This is a genomic window from Brasilonema octagenarum UFV-OR1, from assembly GCF_963888615.1.
Lineage (GTDB): Bacteria > Cyanobacteriota > Cyanobacteriia > Cyanobacteriales > Nostocaceae > Brasilonema > Brasilonema sennae.
This window is the reverse complement of sequence record NZ_CAWPKW010000187.1, coordinates 18758-36772: the sequence shown is the minus strand read 5'-3', so window position 1 is coordinate 36772 and position 18015 is coordinate 18758. Positions and strand designations below refer to the sequence as shown.

Below are 18015 nucleotides of genomic sequence, written 5' to 3'. Positions count from 1 at the left end.
ATGGGGCTAAGGCATCAGACCATGATTATGAACCAAAAACAACTGTCACTCCTTACGGTATCTTCCTTCCAAACTTTGATGAACTATTTCTGTACTTTACTGAGTCAAAAGTTGCGAGTGACTTTATTATTGATGTTTTAGAAGATTTTTGTTAGAACAAAGACATCGCTTTCCGTTAGTTCAAACACTACTAATTAACCAAGATAGCGGACCGCAAAATAGCTCTCGACGTACTCAATTTATGAAACGTATAGTAGAGTTTGCCAATCAATATAAATTAAATATACGATTAGCTTACTATCCTCCATACCATAGTAAATATAATCCGATAGAGAGGACATGGGCAGTATTAGAAAATCATTAGAATGGTAGTATCCTAGATGAAATAGAAACAGCTTTAAATTTTGCATCTAGTATGACGTGGAATGGGAAAAATATAATTGTTAAATTGATAAATAAAACATATAAAACTGGAATCAAGCTTACAAAAAAAGCTATAGCTCAGATTGAGAATCAGATTCAACGCTTAACCAATTCTCATCATGAAATTTTTCCAATTTTAGGGAATTGGTTTATTGATATATAGCGGTTCCCGCTTGAGTGAAATACAAAAGGTGGGAAGATGATCAAAGTCATAACAAAGTGCATTTAGGATGAAAGCATACTCCACTGACCTCCGCAAAAAAGTAATTGATGCGTATAAAAATCAAGAAGGGTCTCAACGAAACCTCGCAAAAAGATTTAGTGTGAGTTTAACTTTTATCCAGAAATTACTGAAGCAATATCGAAACACTGGAACAGTTGAGCCAAAGCCACATGGAGGGGGGAACACGGCTAAACTCAGTAGTGAACAGATGGTACTGGTAGCCGCATTGATAGAAGAAGATAATGATGCAATTCTAGTGGAGTTATGCGACCGATTAGAAGGGCGGACAGGTGTTAAAGTTAGTCGCTCCACAATGGGCAGAATCACCCAAAAACTGAATTTAACACGGAAAAAAAAACATTACACGCGAGCGAAAAATATACAGAACGAGTCCAAAAACTTAGAGCAGAGTATTGGACAACCATTGGTTCAGTAAATTTAGAGGACTTGATATTCATCGATGAGGCTGGAGTTAACATTGCGATGACTAGACGTTTCGCTCGTTCGCCTCAAGGTAGTCGTGCTTATGGCGAGCGTCCTGACGGTCGGGGAAAAAATGTGACGATGATTGGAGCAATGTCCACAGAAGGCATCATTGCTGCTATGACTTTTACTGGTGGTACTAATGCGTCAGCATTTCAAACATATATCACTCAAGTTTTAGTTCCGAATCTTTGGCCGGGCGCAACTGTGGTTATGGATAACTTCAGTTCTCATAAAGTCACAGGTATCCGAGAAGCTATTGAAGCCGTTGGCGCAAAGCTCGTATACTTATCCCCTTATTCTCCTGATTTTTCACCAATTGAAAACTGTTGGTCGAAGGTCAAAGAGTTTTTGCGTTCACAAGCTGCTAGAACATATCTTGAGTTAGACGAAGCTATTACAAATGCCTTCAATGCTGTCACCAAACAAGACATTATTGGCTGGTTCACCCACTGCTGCTACTATATTGCACCCAACTGAGAACCGCTATATGTTGTGGTAAAACCAGCATGACTTAACTTTTATAGCCGTAATCTTTCAGCTGAAAATTATCCCGTGTTTACATTTTTTCACTTTCAATCAATGATAAGTGTGCAGACTTTTTATGCGTAGATGAGATAGAAAAGAGGTTGCCTTCGGCAACCTCTTTTCTATTCTTCATAATGATAATCATTCTTTTAATAATCCTATTGCTAGTTTTTTTGGAATAATTTATTCCTTGGAAGTCCCTTATCGCTAATCTTGTAGCGACAGTCTTAATAGTCTTGCGTTCGCCCATGCATGAAGTTTGATTCGCGTGCGATTGCAAAGAAGCAGCGCCAACAAATATTCGACTAATGTCTAATGGATTCAGGCAATGATGGATGAGATAATGTTTAGATCATCCACAGTTAAGTTCTGAGGTTGGCAATGAACAAACGGTTGCACATCCACAAACACAAAAAAGCTGACTCGTTCGCTTCAAACCCAGTAAGAAGTCAGTTCCAGTCGCGCCCTTTTATTGCCCAAGCTCAACCGCAATCTGATAAGCCTCTCTCGCAAAGGGAAACAGAGAATCAAGAATTTCAACAGCACCAAGTTGAGGCGACGAAATTAAAGCTTCACGCGAAGTATCGCACTATAACGCCAGAGGGACAGGAACGACTCACAGTCTTGCAGGCGAAAATGAGTGGCTTGTTGCATAGGAGACTCCAACACGCATCGAGCAATGGTAGCAACTTTGCCAATATCCCCATAAGTCGTCCTGATGTACCATCAAAGCTTGCGGTTCAAACGAAACTTACGATTGGAGAGCCGGGAGATAAGTACGAACAGGAGGCAGACCGAGTAGCAGCACAAATTGTCAAACAGATTAATACACCTGTATCTGGGCAGGCAGGTCAAAATGTGCAGCGAGAGGAAATTTCTGAAGAAGAGAAAGACCTTCAAATGAAGCCAATGTTACAGCTAAAAGCTGCGGAAGGTGAAATGACTGCTACAGCGGGCTTAGAAACTGCCATCAACCAAGCAAGGGGTGGTGGACAGCCACTAGCTGATAATGTCAGAAAACCGATGGAGCAGTTTTTGGGGGCTGATTTCAGTAGAGTGAAAGTTCATACAGATACTAAAGCTGACCAGTTGAGTCGGGCGATACAGGCGCGAGCGTTTACGACGAGGCAGGATGTATTCTTTGGCAAGGGAGAATATAATCCAGCGAGTCGAGAGGGGCAGAAATTGATTTTTCATGAGGTGGCTCATGTAGCGCAGCAGAATGGGAGTGCAGTACAGCGATCGCAATCTCAGGTAACTGAGAAATCACCCCCAACCGCCGTCACCTTGGCGGAGTCTGCGTTTGGGGCAGATACAAGTGGTGTGAAAGTGCACACCGATGCCAAGTCCGACCAGTTAAATAAATCAATCCAACTTAGAACACACTCAACAAACACCCTTGTCCAGAAAAGGGGAAAAAATGACGAAATAACGGAAACAGAACTGCACAAAAAAGTCAGTGAAAACCCTGAATTGTGGTACAGCGAAAACCCTGAATTGTGGGTAGGATTCGAGGGAATAAAACTATCCGAAAGATTAAAAGAAAAGAATGTAAGAAAAGTAAATAGGATATCAGGGCTAATTAAGAAGAAATTCCCCCGTGATCCCAATGGGATAAGGGCAGCCCAAATACTCGACCAATTTATAAAAACCAAAAAACCACCAAACATTCGATCCATACCTATGGAGAAAGCGTTGCCACCCGAACTTCACCCCACAGGCGTGGAATTAAACAGATTGATAGGGTTAGCGCTTAATGTTATCTACCCAAAAGACGTACAGGAAGTCAAAGACTGGTGGGCCAACTACACAAGACAATGGAAAGCACTCGAAGAAGATCAAAAACTGAAGGTAATTGCACATAGAGGAGACGGAGCAACATTCGACAAGATGGGAGAGAAAATGGACCGCAGGGAGTTCAACACCCTTTACTACCATCAGAACGAAAATAGCAGCCAAAGTACCGATAAGTTTCTCAGAGCATGGTCTTGCCCCACAACATTTTTATCAGGAATAGAATGTGATGTAAGAAATACGAGGGACATGATCCCTTATGTCACGCACACGGAAGATGTGCAGGGGATTGGATTGCAGGAGATTAACTTGCCACCTGATTTTATAAGCGACATAGCCATGCTTTATAGCGATCAAATACCTGAGCGGTTTTTGACACTCGAACAGTGGTTACATCAGATAAATTTTTTTATCAACAGTTTGGGAGGTCCCAATGCGCTACAATTCCAAGCGCTACGAGAACAGCAGTTGAGAGGTGAAAATGAATATTTTGATAAAAAAAACCGGTTGAGAATAGAAATAGAAATGAAAGCACCACAGATGGGCGACCAAGATGTGAAGGTGGCAAAAAACCATTGGCAACCAACGAACAAAGTTGTGAGTCAATTTTTAAAAAATACTGTTAATAGCGGCTTCTACGATATAGCCATGTTTAATAATACAGCAGTCCCCTTTAGCATCAAAAAGGATGCGAGCAAAAAAACCTATTTATCTCAAGTGACCTTTGGAGCTGGAGGCAGCGCGGGAAAAGAATACGGGATACGCGAATGGAGGATAGGTCTGCATCTGACTGGTACGATAAAAGCAATAGAACAAGGAAAGGGGGACGGAAAAATCATAACGATATCACCGGGACTAGAACACCCAGGCATATATCAAGATCGGCAGTTACAACCTTCTGGCTGGGCGAACAGCTACACAGATATGACAATAGAACAGGCGATCCAAAGTGTGAGGTACGACATGATCCGAGAAGCGATAGAGAGAAGAAAAAGGGAAAAAAACAAAGGACCGTTATCACTCCATGTGCTAACGGATCACGGGAATCTCGGCGCACAACAACTGAAAACTAGAGGCTTAGCGGTGGGACACAATTATGAAGAAGTACTAGCCTTGTGGAATTCCCAGAACCTCGCATACCACTATCCAGGGGCGTATGGCAAGGACCTATTCTACCTGCTGCTAAATACGGGACTTCAGCCAACAAAGCAAGAAGTAAGAGCGGTGATGCTAAGGCACCCGGATAAAATATAAGAGGAAAAAAGAAAGGAAAAAGAGGGCGTGCGAGGGAAGACAGAAGGCAAAAAGCAGACCACGAGAAGGGTATAAAAAGAAGAAAAAAACAGGACGAAAAAAACAAGTGTAGCGACCGAAAAAACCAGGAAAAGAAGCAAGAAAAAAGCGAAAAAAGGAAAAGGTTTTGTCCGGGTGCTGCTCCACCAACAACCTCGGACATCACCTCATTCACAGCCCGAATCGCCCTCCGCAACTTCCATCGCGTAGCTGCCAAAATCACCCAATCATCCATTCGAGAGCAAAAGGGACTTGAACGTCGGAGGCTTACGGGAGATGGCGCATCGTCCCATTATTTACAGGTTTAACTATAAAAATATTATGTTTCGCAACTTCGTATTATATAGTCTTTGAATCTGCCACCATTATCGACAATAGTCTAAACTTTAGATCAAGTCCAACTACCAACTTCTGCATCAGTCAAAGGTTTCTCCAATTTGGAATACTCACTTTGGGCTGCACGTAGCAAGTGTTTCATCTGCACAGATTCTCTAGCATCAGCAGCGAGAAAAGCCGCGTTGAGAGCAATATTGCGGATGTTACCCCCTGCAACATTCAGCTTTGCCAACTTCATCGCGTCTAACCCTTGTGTGGGAGTACTCGTTGGGAAAACCCGCCGCCAAATTTCAGCCCGTTGAATAGCGTCTGGGAAAGGAAACTGAAGGACAAAGCGAATCCGGCGGAGAAATGCTGTATCTATCGAACTCTTAAGATTAGTTGTCAAAACTGCCAAGCCGGGGTAAGCTTCCATGCGTTGCAATAGGTAACTGACTTCAATATTGGCATGGCGATCGCGACTGTCTTTGACTTCACTGCGCTTGCCAAATAACGCATCAGCTTCATCAAATAATAAAATAACCCCGCCTTCTTCTGCGGTATCAAAGACTTGCCGCAAATTCTTCTCTGTCTCACCAATATACTTACTAATGACTGAAGATAAGTCAATACGATAAAGATCGAGACGCAACTCATTTGCTAAAACTTCCGCCGCTAAAGTTTTACCTGTACCGCTAGCACCTGCAAAAAGGGCGGTAATACCTAATCCCCGCGCACTTTTGCCACCAAATCCCCACGATTCATATACAGTGCTTCGTTGGCGTACATGGGCTGCTACTTCATGCAATATCTGTTTCTGCAACGGCGGTAGCACTAAGTCTTCCCAACCAGCCGCTGGTTCAATTCTCTGGGCGAGTTCATCTAAACGCGGGCGTGCTTGTATTCGGCAAACATCCCATAAAATATTATTAATATCGTTTTCCGGTTTTTGGCTTAAGTGTCCTGCGACTTCCGCACAAGCTGCTTGAATGCTAACGGTGTTCAAGTTGAACTGATTCACCAAAGTGTTGACCGAACCGTTTAATTGAGGAACCAAATCACTGAGTGCCTCTCGCCACACTGCACCTTGCTCCTCTAAGGTTGGTTTGTGAATATCAAAGCTAACAGTTGGGCGTTGTTTTACGGTCATTCTTTCTCGACTGGTAATCATTAAGACACCGTTCAAACGCTCAATTAAATGTGCGATCGCCCTCAGACGAGCCACGTCACTTGTATCTAATTCATCGCAGTTTATCAGCAAAGCACTCGCATTTAAAAGTATCTCCCGATTCCACAAACGAATAAAATTATCTAATTCATTTGGTATCACCGGAACCACCTGTGCAGAAATTGTGTTTAGCTGCAAACCCAACATCTCACACACCGTGACTGCAATATCACGTTTATTTGCATATTCTATACCATAAAATTGGATGCTTGGCAATTCTCCCGTGGTAGGAGTGTGCAACAAAACGGCTGCTGCTTTCTCTGCCACAGTTTGATGTGACGGCACTAAATCATTGCTAGATTGCAACGGCTCTATCATGCCAGACAACCGTTCGTCAAGATATTGTATTCCAACTAAATAGTGTAAAATTCTTTCGTCAATTCGTAGCGGACACAGAGTCAGTGCATGACCTTCTCCTATTTGAATCAAACGCCAACGACGCAAAGGCGCATATGGGGCGATCGCATCCCAATGCGGGTTTGGTAAAGCCGCTAAGGCTAGACCTAACGTAGGATAAGCTTTTTGCCCTTCTGGTTGAGCTGCACTACATACACTAGCAAAGTCATTACTCAACTCCATTGCCGCACATAATAGAAGTACATCGCGTTCAAAGGCTGAGAGATCAAAAATCTGACAAATTCTTTCTAACGCCGATGGGGCGGGCATTGCCTCAGCAGCTTTTTGTAAAGCTTGCTCATATTTATCATTATTACTTAATTTATCAGCAGGGTTAAGCGAATTCACGGAGTACTGCTCTAATAAATGCCTTATCAAGGCTATAGATGCAGATAAATACTGTTGGTTTGCGTCGTACCACTGATTACCCATGTAATTAATTGTATTAACTAATACTGCTCATCTTGATTGGTTTGGAGGAGGCTTTCTGCTCCATCTACTTGCATCTGTGCATCTGTAATAAGTAAGTTCCAGACAAAAGTGTGTAGATAGTCATCATTAATTTTGTACCAAGGAGTAGTGGGTGTGCAATTCATCTTGAAAGCAGCAAGCAAAGGCAATCAATTTCCTAATACTAATCCTTGAGGAGCGGTAGTAAAAATTGACTAAAGTTTAGAAGTTTAATATAAGCATTCTTATTTGCTAACGTTTAACTGTTAATTGACTCGACCTTTGATTAATAGTCTCCTACATTTAAGCCATGCTACCTTCATTGTAGAACGGTAAAGTTAAGAATTTAAGTGACAATTTTAGGATATAAAATTATGCAAGACATTATCCAAGAAATTACAAGATTCTTTGGAAACTTGTTTAGTAGTATTATCAATCGTGTAACTTATGATGCAACGAACGCTGCTGAGCAAAAAGTGAGAGACACTGTTAATCAGCAGTTTGAACGACAAAAACCCAAGCCATACGAGGAAGACAAACACAATTGATATTTTTTTAGTGAGACAAGCCTGCATTCAAAGAACAGATTAGGACTTACGCAAAAGTAAACGCTGTAGGGGCAATTCATGAATTGCCCCTACGTGAAAATAAGGGTTTTAGCTATTGTTTGCGTAAGTCCTACAGATATTGCACTATTCTCAACAAGACCGAAAAAACCGAGTTTCTCAACAAAAAATAAAGAAACTCGGTTTTTGACTTTTAACTTTTTACTTTTACCGTTATCAGTTTGAGCACTCTTCAGGAAGCTTATCTTTCACCTGATTTTCCAAATTTAGATCAGTAGTATCTTCAGAACGAGTGGGATGTAGATTAGTTTCCGTAGTAGGCTGGTTTAACTCAGGATTAGAAGGTTGTATGGGATTTTCCTCAGAGATAATTGCTTCTGGTGGATGACTTATTGCCTGAGACTGACTGGGTTCTTTTTCAAAATTAGATTTAGGAGCAGTCATTTCTTTCCAAGCAGCACTAAAAGCAGCTTTAGCAGCAGATCCCAGACGAGTTCCCAGATTTGTAGCTCCCTTAACAGTAGCAGATCCCAAACGACTACCGAGAGTTGAAGTTCCTTTTGACAGTGATTGCCAGTACTTCTGTGCTTCTTTTTCGAGTTCCTCTGGATCTATAAGCTTTTTATTCTCGACTGTTTCACGAGCTTGACGTACCGTTTTAATATACGTCTCCCGTGTCAAGTTTCCTGCTGCTTTCAATTCTGATATGATGCGTTGATTAATCGCGACAAATAATACCTTGGTTTGGTATTTTGGATCGTTATCTTCAGGATTTGGCGCTGGCACTTTAACTAAAGCACCAGAATTTTCCGCAGGTTGGACTTCCGTATTAATGCGCTTAGGTGAAATTACGGTTACATCCAGAGCTTTAACAATTGTGACATCTTCAGGAACTTCAACGCTTTCTGCAATTGTAATGACAAATTCGCCAGCCTCAATAACATCTCCAGAGTTTAAAAGATAATTTTGATTCAATTCTGTAATCTTATCGTTAACTTTGGAGCCATTTTTGCTACCAATGTCAGTATAATAAATTTCTCCATTCTGCCGAAAAAAATTACCATGTACTCGACTGATATCAGGACTATCCAAAACTATGTCGCAGTCGGGAGAACGGCCTAGTAGGCATCTGTCTTTATGAGCTAATATTTCATCAAAGTCTAGCAAGCTGACTTGAACATTTTTTACCAAATTAAAAATTTTTACTTTCATAGCTTTTACTCTATTAACTAGTACGGGGAGTCAGGAGATAGGAGAGAAGAATACTATATAGACTGGGTTTTAAGCTATTTTCAACTGTTTGGTTATTTATACCGCGCTGGACTAGTTAAAACTCTCTTTACGTAACTGAATTTATTAAGCGCGACATATATGTTGCATAGTAATGGGTATAGCAATCCGTGGAGGATTCGTGAATATTGAGTTAAGACTGTTGCATGTTGACCATTGACTGTTAACATTCAACAGCCCAGATGAATTGTTCACAACTCAAATAGAATTATTGCTATATTTATTTTTTCACTTAAGCTTACTGTTAGGGATTGGACATAAGTCGAATTTTTATAGCTGCTCGTCACTCATTAAAATTCACGTACACGGAACGCCATGCCTGCGAACGCCCTTACAATGTGGTGTACCATCACTAAACAAAACCCGCGCTTAGGCTAGCACTCGACTAACTTACAGCTATTTTCAAGTGCGTAGACTAAACTTAAGGCGGTTCGTTCTGAAGTGGGGAGTAGGAAGTCGTACCACTGATTGCTCATATAATTATCTGTGGCGAATCATACTGCCCAGCTTGATTGGTTTGGAGGGGGCTTTCTGCCCCATCTACTTGTATCTGTACTAAATAAGTTCCTGCCCTAACATTATTGACAGGAACTGCTAACAACTTTGTATCCTCATCGCGTGGGGCTGCGCAGAAGGAGTAAGACTCTGCTCCATAACTTGAAGCCTCATAAAGTAGTAAAGTCACCCTTTGCGCTTTTCCGACTTTAGGGTGGCACTGAATAGAGATTTCTCCTGAATATAATTTATTACCATCCTCTTGAACATGAGCCTTTGACGCGGCAATCGTTGGATGCAGTACGAAAGGCACAATGTTAGATTCAATTTCACAGTATTGCATACCCGTTGCTCCCAACTTAAGGTGTACCACTTGGACACCATGTATGCCAGCATATAGATTTGGTGGCAGTGATAGGCTAATCTGGGTCTCTATCACATCTTGAGGCTCTAACAGTGACTCCACAACACTCAGCCGTATCCGCGTTAGATCGCCACGCAACTGTTTTCCGCGAATCAGTAGGATGCTACCAGCCACAATCTCTGGCATTGACCCTGCTCGGGCTGCGACTTCCTCTACAATCGGTCTTGATAACGGTATTGTATGGGAATATCTATTAGAGTTTCGGCTTTTTATCGCTACCATTGATACGCGATAGGCAGCTGATGGACGATAATTTGTTTGTAAAGCAGACCACAGCTTGGAGGTCTCTTCCATGCTAAAGAATTCTGGGCTGATTTTGATTTGCCTTATGTTTTCAGCCAAATCAGAGATAGATACAGAAGAGAGCGCTTGAGACAAAACACTCGATGTATTGACTGCCGATGCATTTTTCAATGCTGTTTCTATAATATCAGAGGTCAAAACTGGCATCTCATGCAACAACTGCATTACATACCCCAGTAAAAGCTCGGATTGAAAATCTTTGGCTCCGTAGGCTGTTAATAAGTAGTGCAAGTCAAGGGCAAGGGGTGGATTTGCAGAACGTATTTCTTTAACTGTTGGCGGGCGCTTACCTGGTATTTCTTGAGCTATCCAGTCAACATTGCGATTTTGCGTTACTTGATAGAGAAATAAATTGATTTGAGCACGCTCGTCAGTTCCTACTGAAATGCGATCCGGTGGTAGAGCAGTGACAATAACATCACCGATACTAGCAGTGATCGAGTCATTGACCAATCCATTTTCTAACAAATCTTTCAGTACTGCTGTTACGGCTACTAAAGAGAGTGTATGACTCATACTCATTCCTCATAGAAAAATAATTAATTATGAAGATTGATGCTAAAATTTTGACTAAAAATCTAGACCTTTGTAGGATAAGATTACCATCACCATCTATCCTTAAACTACTCAAACTTTCTTTGTGTTAGGATTCACTGTGTCTAGAACAAAATCTTCAAGACAATATGGGATAGATTCTGCCAAATGAACTCCTCAGATTCATCATGGATTGGTCGCTTAATTGGTGATAATAAGCGGTATCGCTTGGAGAAGCGCCTGGGAGGGGGCGGGATGGGAGATGTTTACCAAGCGATCGACATGCGTGTGGGTCAGCAGGTAGCATTGAAACTGCTAAAGGGAACCTTTGTAGCCTCTGAAGAAATGAGGAAGCGTTTTGAACGTGAGATTGCAGTGTGCGCTGCTCTTCCAAACGAGCATATTGTCAAAATTATAGACGCTGGAGTCACTGGAGATATTCCATTCTACGTGATGGAGTATCTGCGTGGAAAAACATTGCGAGAGTTATTGCTAAAAGAAAAGCGACTCACGGTTGAGCGAACTGTAGCAATTATGATCCAAGTCTGTCTGGGTTTGCAACTGGCTCATGAAGGAGTCACTCTATGGCAGGATGGGGCAAAAACAAGCGAGCATATCCGGGTAGTTCATCGTGACCTAAAGCCAGACAATATATTTATCATCCCAACAGAACTTGGAGAGTGGGTAAAAATTCTAGATTTTGGTATTGCAAAAATCAGGAACGAATCTTCCGAGCAAACAAATCTGACAAGTACGTTTCTCGGGACATTTCGGTATGCAGCACCAGAACAGTTGAAAGGTGATCGAGATTTAGATGGACGAGCAGATATTTACAGCTTGGGCATCATCCTTTATGAAATGTTAAGTGCAGCAGATCCCTTTGGCTTTAGTATTAAATCTCGCAGTATAAGTGAAGCATCTTGGATCTTCGCTCACACCTCCCAACCGCCTAAATCACTGCGATCGCAACCGGGATGCGAACAGTTGTCCCCAGAACTCGAAGCAGTGGTCATCAGGTGTTTGCAAAAAAATCCCGACGAGCGCTTTGCAACTGTAAAAGAATTGAATAGAGCGCTACAAGCCGTCACTAACTCTACGACTAAAGGTCACCATATCGAGATCATACCTCAACCCCGACAGCAAGAAGGCTCTAATGATGAAACAGTCCCTCGACCTTTGGAAGCAGAGGATTTTGATAGTGAAACGGCGGCTCGATCTTCACAAACAGAACAGTCAAATAATCAAACAATTGCTCGACTTCTCAAGCCAAATGGCGAGGGCGATGAAGGACAAACTCCAGCCCAGCAACCATCAGGCGGTCAAAATCGCGAAGAAACTCTCTTCCAACAACAACCGCCACAACCACCCACTGGTCGGAATCGAGAACCAACTCTATTTCAGCCGCAACCTCCCTCAAACCCAGACAGTAGAAATGCTGTTAAGGAAACAAATATACAACAAAATGCAGGGCACAGAGAAGCTCGCAAACTTCCCATGAATCTGGCGATAGTCCTTGGAATCGGGATTGGGCTTGTGGTAGTGGGTGGAATAGCATACGCTTTTTCACAATCTCGCAGAGTTATCGATAAGACTCCAAGCTTACAGCGACAGGGGAACTATCAGGAGTGTATTTCTATAGCAGAACTCGTACCGGCAGATTTCAACCTTGACACAGAAGCTCAAAAATACCTAAATTCTTGCCGAATAGAATACGCACGGAAATTAGCGAATGAAAATAAGTTAAAAGAGGCAATTGAAGAAGCACGCAAAATTCCCCAGACGAGTCCCCGTTATCAAGAAGCTCAAAAAAACATCGCATAATGGGCAAAAATTTAGAGATTTGCCGACTTTCGTATAATTCACTAGGAAAAGCAACGACGATATACTTACTTTAGTGTTTTGTATCAGCCTTAAATTCAATTGGGGAAAGACAAAATTCGACGAAAGTCTAATATTCTATAAAACTTAGGAAGTGAGATAATCTTCAAAAAGCTTCAGTATACACCTGAGAAACGCCGCAATATGGTAAGTTAACGCTTGACCCAAACTGTGGCCACTAAAGGTGGACGGCTGAATACATTAGAATTTTTGGAGCAAATGGAAGCTTTAAGTTGGGCAATTCTTGTGGCTACATTTTAGCAATTGGCTAAAGAATTTTGGCGTCAAAAAGACACACCTATCTAAATACGATATTCATATAATTGTTCCTAAATGAAGTCTATGTCGGTACCTCGTGCAAGACTCGAAATTATTAAAGACGATAAATTGCAAAAGGAATTCTTACTCGACCAGAACGTTGTAGGTATAGGTCGTGAAGAAGAAAACACTGTCGTTTTGAGCGAAGCCAATGTCTCTCGGTATCACGCTGAACTCAATTGGAATGGCGATCGCTACTTTATTACAGACCTCAGCAGTTACTGCGGTACATGGGTGAACCAAGATAGAGTCAACCCCCAAGTACCCATACCCCTTACTCATGGAGACACTATCCGCATTGGCTCTTTTGACGTGCGTTTTTTGACGGATGTCAATGTTCTACCCCCGCAGATGCCTGTTAACAGACAAGAGGCTACAGTCTTTGAACCTCCTGCAAACTCAACTGCCATAGCGTTACCAACGACGGTACTGGATTTACGAGGACGCTCTTCTTTTAGCATAGGACGCGATCGCAAAAACGATATTGCCATTGAACATCCTACAGTGTCGCGTTTCCACACCCATATAGAACGAAAAGATGGTTCGCTTTACATTACTGACCTAAGTTCGACTAACGGCACTTTTGTAAATGGTAAGCCAATTCATGAGGCTCGTCTTTTGAGAGCGGGAGATACTATCCGCATAGGACCGAGTCGCATGGTCTTACATACGGATGAAAAAATTATACGAGAAGACGAACAAGGAAATCTGCGGCTTGATGCTGTCAACCTCAGAAAAGTCGTGGGTAAGGGCACGACATTACTGAATGATATTTCCTTATCAATTATGCCACGGGAGTTTGTGGTGATTGCAGGAGTCAGTGGTGGTGGTAAATCAACTCTGTTAGATGCTCTTAATGGCTTCCGCCCTGCCACAAGTGGCTCCGTATTGGTTAATAATACAGATTTATACAAAAATTTCAATGCTTACCGGACTCAACTCGGCTATGTTCCTCAAGATGACATCATTCACAAGGAATTAACAGTCCGTCAAGCCCTTGACTTTGCTGCCCGTTTGAGAATGCCAGCTGATACGACTGATGCAGAACGACAACAGCGCCTGAATGAAGTCCTCGACGATCTGGAGTTGACCCACCGACAAAATGTTCCCGTAAAAAGTCTCAGTGGTGGTCAACGCAAACGAGTCTCTATAGGTGTGGAACTTCTTACTAAGCCCAGCCTCTTCTTTTTAGATGAAGCAACTTCCGGTCTAGATCCGGGAACCGAAGCTCAAATTATGCGGCTTTTGCGTAAATTGGCTGACCAAGGTCGCACCATTTTACTCATCACTCACGCAACTAAAAATGTCACATTGTGCGACCTCGTAGTTTTCTTAGCTAAAGGAGGTCGAGTTGCCTACTTTGGATCACCACAAGAAGCAATCCAATACTTTGGAGTGCAGGAGTTTGATGAAATTTACGACAAAGTCGAGGACGAACTGTCACCAGAAGAGTGGCAAAGGCGCTACAAAGAATCACCTCAATATCAAAAATACGTTGTTGAGCGTCAAAGTATTTTGCCACAGCCGCAAAGTGACGCACAGCAAGGAAGACCAAAGCAGCAACACTCAGCCAGTCAAACAAAGAACATATCTGGTTGGCAGCAATTTCTCATCTTATCCCAAAGGAATCTAGCTATTTTGATGCGCGATCGCGCAAGCTTAATACTGATGCTGGCGATCGCACCCATTTTAGGAATACTAGACTTTATCACTTGGCAAAGAACTTTATTCGATCCTGATAAAGGAGATGCAGGTCAGGCAATCACCATGCTCTTTACGACAGCTTTAATTGCCGTGCTAGTGGGAAGTTTAGCAACAATGCGCGAAATTGTCAAAGAAGTGGAAATTTATCGGCGAGAACGCGCAATTGGGTTGCAAATCATACCTTATATCCTCTCTAAAGTCTGGATTGGGGTGCTACTGGCTTTGTATCAAGCAGCGATTTTTTTACTTACCAAAAAACTAGCCGTAGAGATTCCTGGTGGTGCAGAAACTTTGGTGAGTATGTATGTGACCTTAGTACTTGCCACAATTGCTGGCATGGTGATGGGGTTACTAGTATCAGCTTTGTCACCAAACCAAAACATGGCACCCTTGCTAACAATTATTTTCTTAGTTCCCCAAATCACCTTTGGTGGTGGAATGCTACCCCTCAACAGTTTTGGTATGCCAGGTCAACTTATTAATCACATTACTCTCACAAAGTGGTCTTTTGAAGCATTAGTCACCATTACTGAACTAGGTCGCGACGTTGCTGAGGATGAGTGCTGGCAACTATCAGAAGCCCAGCGCAAACAATTGACAGACACAGAAAAAAATCAACGCTGCAAGTGTTTGGGTACAAAACTTTTCCAAAGTTGTAAATTTCCCGGATTGAAAGCCAAATATGATCCTGTCGTGGATCAACCAGAACCAAAGAAGCCAAAATTTCCAGGCAATCCACCAAGCGAACCGCAAAAGTTATCGGAATATAAGGAGAAGGTAAATGAATACAATCGAGAGATAGAAAGCTGGCAGAATAAATACAGTGATTGGAAGCAAAAATATCAAACTGCCATTGGAGCAGCAGAAGGAGTCATCGATAGATTTTATCAAGATTATGGGGAAATGTTTAAGGTAAATGTCACCAAGCATTGGACGATTTTAGGCTTAGTGATACTGGCCATGTTCGGTATTCTTTTAGGCGTGCAACAGCGCAAGGATATCATTTAGTCAAAGATATAACACTAAACTTGTATATTTCTCTGTTTCCAGTGTGGAAAAGCTTAGGAAATTGTTTCATCTATGCAATCAGCTTCAGTTAAAGCATAAAATAATCGCTATATGGAAAATCGTTTGATTAGTGCCAGTGTTTCAACTCAAAGCGTAACCTTTCAACCAGGTGGCGAACCAGCTTGGTTTGATGTTATTGTTAACAATGACAGCAATCAGTTTGCTGATTTTCAACTAGAAATTCTTGCAGCTGGATCTACCAATACTCCAGGATACCGTTGGTACATGTTATCACCAGAAGTCGCTTCAGCACAACCTCCCGGTAGTACAACTCCATTCCGTATCCTTATTCAAGACACTCCCATACCTGGATTTGTGGGGACAGTCAACCTCACAGTCAGAATTTACTCGCCTCAATTACGCACAGAAACCAGAGTGGTCGTGCGTTTAAAAATCGAGCAAGGTGACAGACCTACACTTTTAAGGGTGGAATTACCTGTGGTACGCGTTCAAGTTTACCCTCAAAATTCTGTTGATGTACCAGTGCGGGTACGAAACTTAGGTCAAACACCAATTGACGTTGTTCTCAATTTTCTCGATCTTGATCCATCTTGGATAGTTAAACCCTTACAACGACGGGTGATGGTAGATCCATTAGGTCAAGCAGAAACAACTTTCCAATGCCAACCTCCATCAGCCAATAAAATCCTCAGTCAGGACTATATATATACAGTAGAAGCCACGAGCCGGGATAATATATCGGCAAAAGCTCAAGGCATTCTGGAAGTTTTACCAATAGGTTTTGTAGAGTTTAGTGTAGATCCCCAAAAACAAATTATTCCTAGCTCGCGTAGATGGTTACCTAACTGGAAGTCTAAATCAACCACGTTTAAACTGCTCTTCAAAAATGCTAGTAATTTACAACAATATGTCAATGTGGAGGTTCAGGGTAGAAACTACCAAAAATGTCATTTCCAAGTGATACCTGAAAACGCCGAGCTTAATATAGGAGAAACAACTCCAGTTCTCTTAAAGGTGACAACAAAACGACCTTGGATAGGATGGGGAAAAACTCTACTTTTTGAAGCCAAATCTATATTGTCTAACCCTAGTTTAGGTAGTACAGATCCTGCTACCCAAATTCTTGAGTTGCAGGTTTTGCCGATAATTCCTCTGTGGTTGCAACTTGCAATTTTAGCACTACTAGCAGCACTATTAGCGTTACTGCAAAGACTTCCTCCTATAGTTACACATACTGACAACGTCCGGGCAGTTCGTTTTAATGGCGATCTTACCCGAATTGTCAGTGGTTCACAAGATTGCACGCTTCGGAGTTGGAAGCTTGACTCAAATATCTTAAAGCCACAAGGACGTGTACCTGAAAAAGCGCCTGTTGCCTGTGGCAAATCTCAAAATCCTACGGGTTTGTTGGGAGTGACTAATGTTCCGGTGTATTCCTTGCGCTTCATGCCACAAGATAGCAACCGTGTGGCAGCAGGTTTGGAAAATGGGGAAATTCAACTGTGGGATTTACCTACAGAGCAAAAACAATTACGTACAAAGCCAAAACAAAAACTGAAACCGGCTGGCGTAAACATGAAATTTGGTCAAGTTTTTGACCTCCTCTTTACTAAAGACTCCCGTTCGCTCCTGAGCGGGGATGGCAGTGGCAAGATATTATTGTGGGAAAGGCCGTCTCCGAATGGGGATTTCGCTTCCAACTATAAACTCATTATTGACCTAGAAAAACAATTTAATCAAAGTTACCAAATACAAGCTTTAGCTCTTAGCCCTGATGAAAAAACATTAGTGGCTGCTGGTAGCCATAGAAGTTTCTTTATAATTTCCAATTGGAACACCAAATATCCACGTGTTTTAGAACAAAAAGCACGTGATGGTCAAGACACCCCTGAGAACAAGTATATTCACAGCATAGCCTTTGCTCCAGATTCCCCCAATATCTTAGCAACGTCTGATTCTTTTGGATTCATTGGAATATGGGATTTAAGGCAATGCTTGACTAACGTTGCTTCAAAACAACAGATTCAGAAAAATTGTGCTCAGCAACTTGATAGGTGGGATACACGTAGTGGCGGTGTGGTACGCAGTATCGCATTTGTAAACTTCAATCAGGATGGCGGCAAACTGGTGAGTGCTGGAGATGACGGACGCATCATGCTTTGGTACTTAACCCCAAAAGGAATGCTGGACAAAAAATTCTCAAAAGGTAATAAAATTTACCCAAATTTCAACCAAAATTCCCTTGGAATTTCAGCTATTGACTTAAATCTAAAAGACCAAATCGTCGTCAGTGGCAGTGTAGATTCCCAAGTAAAATTACACTCGATCAAGTAACGGAGTC

At 42.0% G+C, this 18015-nt stretch carries 10 protein-coding genes and 2 pseudogenes; 8 read left to right on the top strand and 4 right to left on the bottom strand.

Annotated features, from left to right (window positions below; all coding sequences use genetic code 11):
- Positions 1-8 precede the first annotated feature (8 nt).
- The 4 genes and pseudogenes from AC5590_RS13095 to AC5590_RS13080 all read left to right on the top strand — a co-directional run.
- Positions 9-586: pseudogene (locus AC5590_RS13095) on the top strand (ISAzo13-like element transposase-related protein); the annotation flags it as partial.
- A gap of 67 nt (positions 587-653) precedes the next feature.
- Complete coding sequence (locus tag AC5590_RS13090; RefSeq protein WP_246163648.1) at positions 654-1082, top strand: helix-turn-helix domain-containing protein; 429 nt, start codon at positions 654-656, stop codon at positions 1080-1082.
- Positions 1058-1609 (top strand): annotated as a pseudogene (locus AC5590_RS13085) (IS630 family transposase); the annotation flags it as partial. The gene AC5590_RS13090 and the pseudogene AC5590_RS13085, both read left to right, overlap by 25 nt.
- A gap of 429 nt (positions 1610-2038) precedes the next feature.
- Positions 2039-4705, top strand: a complete 2667-nt coding sequence (locus AC5590_RS13080; protein WP_169264116.1) for an eCIS core domain-containing protein — start codon at positions 2039-2041, stop codon at positions 4703-4705.
- A 430-nt stretch (positions 4706-5135) separates the two neighbouring features.
- On the opposite strand, the gene AC5590_RS13075 is transcribed toward AC5590_RS13080, so the two are convergent.
- Both AC5590_RS13075 and AC5590_RS13070 read right to left on the bottom strand, forming a co-directional pair.
- Positions 5136-7115 (bottom strand): ATP-binding protein, encoded by a 1980-nt coding sequence (locus AC5590_RS13075; protein ID WP_169264115.1) that lies wholly within the window; start codon positions 7113-7115, stop codon positions 5136-5138.
- Positions 7116-7132: 17 nt separating this feature from the next.
- Entirely contained in the window at positions 7133-7279 is a 147-nt protein-coding gene (locus AC5590_RS13070; RefSeq protein WP_169264114.1) for a hypothetical protein, read from the bottom strand.
- Between the two features lie 228 nt (positions 7280-7507).
- On the opposite strand from AC5590_RS13070, the gene AC5590_RS13065 reads away from it, so the two are divergent.
- A complete protein-coding gene (locus AC5590_RS13065) occupies positions 7508-7681 on the top strand; it encodes a hypothetical protein (protein ID WP_169264113.1) in 174 nt (57 codons plus the stop codon).
- A gap of 234 nt (positions 7682-7915) precedes the next feature.
- Here AC5590_RS13065 and AC5590_RS13060 read toward each other — a convergent pair whose 3' ends face one another.
- Both AC5590_RS13060 and AC5590_RS13055 read right to left on the bottom strand, forming a co-directional pair.
- A complete protein-coding gene (locus AC5590_RS13060) occupies positions 7916-8911 on the bottom strand; it encodes an FHA domain-containing protein (protein ID WP_169264112.1) in 996 nt (331 codons plus the stop codon).
- Between the two features lie 550 nt (positions 8912-9461).
- Positions 9462-10727, bottom strand: coding sequence for a Pvc16 family protein (locus AC5590_RS13055; RefSeq protein ID WP_169264111.1), 1266 nt, complete (start codon positions 10725-10727; stop codon positions 9462-9464).
- Positions 10728-10913: 186 nt separating this feature from the next.
- Here AC5590_RS13055 and AC5590_RS13050 point away from each other — a divergent pair, with 186 nt between their 5' ends.
- The 3 genes from AC5590_RS13050 (at position 10914) to AC5590_RS13040 (ending at position 18008) form a co-directional block, all read left to right on the top strand.
- The gene (locus AC5590_RS13050) at positions 10914-12566 is read left to right on the top strand and encodes a serine/threonine protein kinase (RefSeq protein WP_169264110.1); all 1653 of its coding nucleotides are present in this window, start codon (positions 10914-10916) and stop codon (positions 12564-12566) included.
- 399 nt (positions 12567-12965) lie between these two features.
- Positions 12966-15653, top strand: coding sequence for an ABC transporter ATP-binding protein/permease (locus tag AC5590_RS13045; RefSeq protein ID WP_169264109.1), 2688 nt, complete (start codon positions 12966-12968; stop codon positions 15651-15653).
- Between the two features lie 111 nt (positions 15654-15764).
- Entirely contained in the window at positions 15765-18008 is a 2244-nt protein-coding gene (locus AC5590_RS13040; protein ID WP_169264108.1) for a WD40 repeat domain-containing protein, read from the top strand.
- Positions 18009-18015 lie beyond the last annotated feature (7 nt).

Coding starts and splice junctions, on each gene's coding strand:
- AC5590_RS13090 (WP_246163648.1), top strand. CDS start 654: ATGAAAGCATACTCCACTGACCTCCGCAAAAAAGTAATTGATGCGTAT.
- AC5590_RS13080 (WP_169264116.1), top strand. CDS start 2,039: ATGAACAAACGGTTGCACATCCACAAACACAAAAAAGCTGACTCGTTC.
- AC5590_RS13075 (WP_169264115.1), bottom strand. CDS start 7,115: ATGGGTAATCAGTGGTACGACGCAAACCAACAGTATTTATCTGCATCT.
- AC5590_RS13070 (WP_169264114.1), bottom strand. CDS start 7,279: ATGAATTGCACACCCACTACTCCTTGGTACAAAATTAATGATGACTAT.
- AC5590_RS13065 (WP_169264113.1), top strand. CDS start 7,508: ATGCAAGACATTATCCAAGAAATTACAAGATTCTTTGGAAACTTGTTT.
- AC5590_RS13060 (WP_169264112.1), bottom strand. CDS start 8,911: ATGAAAGTAAAAATTTTTAATTTGGTAAAAAATGTTCAAGTCAGCTTG.
- AC5590_RS13055 (WP_169264111.1), bottom strand. CDS start 10,727: ATGAGTCATACACTCTCTTTAGTAGCCGTAACAGCAGTACTGAAAGAT.
- AC5590_RS13050 (WP_169264110.1), top strand. CDS start 10,914: ATGAACTCCTCAGATTCATCATGGATTGGTCGCTTAATTGGTGATAAT.
- AC5590_RS13045 (WP_169264109.1), top strand. CDS start 12,966: ATGTCGGTACCTCGTGCAAGACTCGAAATTATTAAAGACGATAAATTG.
- AC5590_RS13040 (WP_169264108.1), top strand. CDS start 15,765: ATGGAAAATCGTTTGATTAGTGCCAGTGTTTCAACTCAAAGCGTAACC.